This window comes from Haliscomenobacter sp. (assembly GCF_040403615.1).
In the GTDB taxonomy this organism is placed as follows: domain Bacteria; phylum Bacteroidota; class Bacteroidia; order Chitinophagales; family Saprospiraceae; genus Haliscomenobacter.
The window spans coordinates 3,488-7,514 of the sequence record NZ_JBBAKG010000037.1 but is presented as its reverse complement, the minus strand read 5'-3'; the positions used below and the strand labels follow the sequence as shown (position 1 = coordinate 7,514).

Here is a 4,027-nt window from a genome sequence, read left to right as displayed (position 1 = left end):
GGGTAAACCAAAATATCGTAGGTGTAGCCGTATTTACTCAGCGTAGCAATGCCTTGCCGAAAGGCTGGGTTTTGCAAAAAATACGGATCGCTTTCTGCTTGTACAATGTGCCGAAATCCTTTTAGCACCGGATAACTTTTGTAAAAAGTCAGGCGCTCCTCAAGGTTGTCCGCTTTTAAATCTACCCATCCCACCGTTCCTTTGATGAATGGATTTTGCGCAGCCAACTCCAAAAAAAAGTGGTTTTCCGCCTCATTTTGATCTACTTGAACCAAAATGGTACCGTCGATTTTCTGGCGCTCCAATTCAGGTTGCAAGTCTTGTGGTAAAAAATTTCGCTGGATCAGGTTCATTTCGTCAGTGATCCAGGCATGGGTTTCGGGGCTGTAGTTCCAAAAATGTTGATGTGAATCTATGCGCATTGGTTCAATTGAAAATTAGCGTTTTAGCAGGTTTTTTGAAACAACCAAACTTCTAAACGCATTAAGGTCACTTTCAATATTGAAAGCCCTTTTGGGAATAATAATGGCAGTAACGTTGGTTGTGTACAGATAAAAGAACTCCTTGGATTCCTTGATTTTTTTCAAGGCACTCCATTTTAGGTTACCACTGGAATCTGGCGCGTCATACTCGATGTCTTCCTCACTGAAGGTATATTTCAGTTCTCCTTTGCTTAATGGAGTTTGTTTGTATGCTCGACTTAAGCTAAAACTATAGATAATTAAAAATAGGACAACAATTAAAACCAAAGGAAGCATCCAAGATAAAGCTACTATTTTATATTGTCCTTCAATGTCACTCATCGTTAAGTTTGCAACTAAGAATACACAGGCAATTGCTGCGTAAATCCAGATGCGATTTGAAATCCAAAGTCCCCGTACTGATCGTTTGAATTCTTTTTCAGAAATTTGATAGGAAACATGAATCATATTTATAATATTTAAAATTTACTACTTAAATACAAAGGTAGCATTTTTCGCCAAGTAGGCCAATCATGCTTGATGTCTTTTCCCCAAATGTCCAATTCATGGGGGATGGCTTTTTGACTCAGGATGTGGGACAAATTGCGGCTGGCTTGTGGGTCTTCATAATCACCAGAGCCTGATAACAAATGGATGTGCCCCGAAGTACGCAGCAAATGCAATGCATGTTCATCGGTGAGGTTGGGCAAATAATGGCAAGGCGAGTTGTAATACACGTTGTCGTCGTAATGGCCTTTGCTGTAAGCAGTGAGGTCGTAAACCCCAGACATGGCAATCACTCCACGGAACAAATCAGGTCGCCGGAAAAACAAATTGGCGGAGTGCAACGCCCCCAATGATGCCCCGGCTGTAATGATGGGGGTATCTTCACTGGTTTTTCCTTTGATGAATGGCACTACCTCTTGCTCTACATAGGCATTGAACTGTTGGTGCCGAATCCCTTTGTGCACGGGGTTCATGTGGTCATTGAGCCAGGCTTCCGAGTTGATGCTGTTGATGGAGAATACTTTTACTTTGCCGCTTTCAATATAGGGTTGAATCGCTTCAATCAGGTGAAAGCGCTCATATTCGAGGTAGTCGGCACCGGCAGTTGGCAACAACAAGAGGCCAAAACCATAGTGGCCGTACATGGCAATTTCCATGTGTTTGTTCAAATTGGGGCTGTACCAGTGGTGAATTTCGCGGTGCATGAGCTTGATTTTTCGTACTTGCAGACAAAAGAGCAGGAAACTTAGCGTTTTTTTGTTATTTATTCGATCCAATTTCGAAAAATAAACATACATTCTTATTTAATCCCTCAATCTTCTCCTTTCAAAAAAGCAATGTTGCGCGTAAGTCCTTCCCATTTGGTGCGCTTTACCGCCGAATGTTGAAAAACCTGCTTGAACACCTCTTGGGTTATTTCTTCCCAATCTTGCTTGCGCATGCTCATTAAATCCGGGTGTGGATCAAAGGCAGGTTCTTGATGGGGTTTCGAAAAGCGGTTCCAGGGGCATACATCCTGGCAGACGTCACAACCAAACATCCAGTTGTCCATTTTGCCTTTGAATGAATCCGGAATAGCTTCACGCAACTCAATGGTGAGGTAGGAAATGCATTTGCTGCCATCTACCAAATAGCCTTCGGGCGAAATGGCCTCGGTAGGACAGGCATCAATACAGCGCCGGCAAGTACCGCAGTAGTCTCGCATGGGCGCATCGTATTCCAATTCCAGATCCAAAATGATTTCAGCCAAAAAAAAATACGATCCTGCCTTGGGATTGATCAACAGGGTATTGCGGCCAATCCAGCCCATTCCGGCGCGTTTGGCCCAATCCCGCTCCAAAACAGGGGCAGAATCCACAAAACACCGCCCGCTTACTGCTCCGATTTCACGCTCGATAAAATGCAGTAAAGCTTTGAGCTTATCTTTAAGCACGAAATGGTAATCCTGGCCATAAGCATACTGGGAAATCTTAGGTGCAGTTGGATCTTCTTGTACCTCCGGGTTGTAGTAGTTGTAGACCAAACTGATCACAGATTTGGCGCCGGGCACCAATTGCGTAGGATCCACCCTTTTGTCAAAATGATTGGCCATGTAATGCATTTGGCCGTGCATGCCTGCTTCCAACCACTGTTCCAGGCGGCGCGCTTCCGCGTCCATGAATTCCGCTTTGGCAAAGCCCACCTGAGCGAACCCCAGGCGCTGGGCTTCGTTGCGAATCAGGGTTGAATGGGCTTGAGCTCTTGGCATGAAGATTGTGGTAAAGTGAGCAATGAGAACAAAGGTAAAAAGCAGAGCTACATCAAATAGCAATTCCCAATGGTTTCCGTTCCAAATTCCTAAAAAACACCTACCTTTGCAGCCTTTAAACCAACAAAATTTAAAAACCATGGGAAAAGGTGATAAAAGAAGCCTCCGGGGCAAGCTCTTTATGAGTTCATACGGCAACGTCCGTCCGAAGAAAGGAAAAAAAGTAAAAGTACAGGCACCACCACCAGTACAAGAGTAGTTTTTAGGTTTTGGGGTTCTGGATTGCATCCAATTTTGATCAGTTGGGCAAAATTGGGTGCAATCCAGAACTTAAAACCCAAAACCAGAAACACAAAACCCTAAAACTTAAATCCCTATCGTTTTCCCAAATTTTATTTTCTCCTTCCTGCTTTTTTTCTCCAATAATATTCTATTTTTAGCACTGACGATTGTTGGGAACGCCATTGGTGGTTTCATCCCAACAAAACACGAACACGTACTCTGCCATGAAAATACTTCACGTCAGTGCAGAATGTTATCCGGCGGCCAAAGCAGGCGGTTTGGGTGATGTTGTAGGTGCACTCCCAAAATACCTGATTCACCGTGGCTGGCCATCTGCTGCCGTGATTCCTAAGTATCAACTGCCCTGGTTTCAGGCCAGACAGTTTGAATTGGTGTATACCGGGGCCTTTCGCCTCCACAATGTATATTATCCATTCGCAGTTGAAAAAGAACAAAACGATAGCCTGGGATTTCCTTTGTACGTGATCAATTTGCCCGGCAAGTTTGATCGCCCGGGGATTTATGGCGATGCTACTGGTTGGTACAACGACAATGCCGAACGCTGGGTGTATTTTCAGCAAGCGGTATTGAACTGGGTGTTGAACATGCCCGAAAAACCTGCGGTTATTCATTGCCACGATCACCATTCGGGTTTGATTCCGTTTATGCTCCAGCACAGTTTGGAGTACCGCTCCATCAGCAATATACCCACCGTTTTTACCATCCACAATGGCGAGTACCACGGCTCATTTGGTTGGGACAAACACGTACTTCTTCCTGCCTTTGAGGCCAGTGCGTCCGGAATGATCGATTGGGGCGGGGTGATCAATCCTTTGGCATCAGCGATTAAATGCGCATGGAAAGTAACCACCGTTTCTCAAACTTATTTAAAGGAGCTGATGGTTTCTTCCAATGGGCTGGAAGGCTTGCTGCGGGCAGAATCCATCAAGTGTTCGGGTATCCTCAATGGCATTGACGCCGAGGTGTGGGATCCAGCCATAGACAGTTACCTGCCCCATCATTTTAATGG

General features: G+C 44.8%; 6 protein-coding genes. 2 read left to right on the top strand and 4 right to left on the bottom strand.

All coding sequences use genetic code 11. The features are described from left to right. From ABW391_RS13750 to queG, 4 genes are all read right to left on the bottom strand, one after another. Nucleotides 1-422, bottom strand: a 422-nt coding sequence (locus tag ABW391_RS13750; protein WP_353482457.1) for an amidohydrolase family protein, incomplete at its 3' end; no start/stop codon positions are given. 15 nt (nt 423-437) lie between these two features. Beyond that, a complete protein-coding gene (locus tag ABW391_RS13745) occupies nt 438-929 on the bottom strand; it encodes a YcxB family protein (RefSeq protein ID WP_353482456.1) in 492 nt (163 codons plus the stop codon). Between the two features lie 11 nt (nt 930-940). Next, entirely contained in the window at nt 941-1,672 is a 732-nt protein-coding gene (locus tag ABW391_RS13740) for an esterase family protein (protein ID WP_353482455.1), read from the bottom strand. A gap of 107 nt (nt 1,673-1,779) precedes the next feature. Then, the gene (gene queG / locus ABW391_RS13735; protein ID WP_353482454.1) at nt 1,780-2,715 is read right to left on the bottom strand and encodes a tRNA epoxyqueuosine(34) reductase QueG; all 936 of its coding nucleotides are present in this window, start codon (nt 2,713-2,715) and stop codon (nt 1,780-1,782) included. Nucleotides 2,716-2,737: 22 nt separating this feature from the next. Here queG and ABW391_RS13730 point away from each other — a divergent pair, with 22 nt between their 5' ends. Both ABW391_RS13730 and ABW391_RS13725 read left to right on the top strand, forming a co-directional pair. Next, entirely contained in the window at nt 2,738-2,974 is a 237-nt protein-coding gene (locus tag ABW391_RS13730) for a 30S ribosomal protein THX (RefSeq protein ID WP_353482453.1), read from the top strand. A 247-nt stretch (nt 2,975-3,221) separates the two neighbouring features. After that, nucleotides 3,222-4,027 (top strand): glycogen synthase (locus ABW391_RS13725; protein ID WP_353482452.1); only part of this gene is annotated, 806 nt, incomplete at its 3' end.

Coding starts and splice junctions, on each gene's coding strand:
- queG (WP_353482454.1), bottom strand. CDS start 2,715: ATGCCAAGAGCTCAAGCCCATTCAACCCTGATTCGCAACGAAGCCCAG.
- ABW391_RS13740 (WP_353482455.1), bottom strand. CDS start 1,672: ATGCACCGCGAAATTCACCACTGGTACAGCCCCAATTTGAACAAACAC.
- ABW391_RS13730 (WP_353482453.1), top strand. CDS start 2,738: ATGAGAACAAAGGTAAAAAGCAGAGCTACATCAAATAGCAATTCCCAA.
- ABW391_RS13745 (WP_353482456.1), bottom strand. CDS start 929: ATGATTCATGTTTCCTATCAAATTTCTGAAAAAGAATTCAAACGATCA.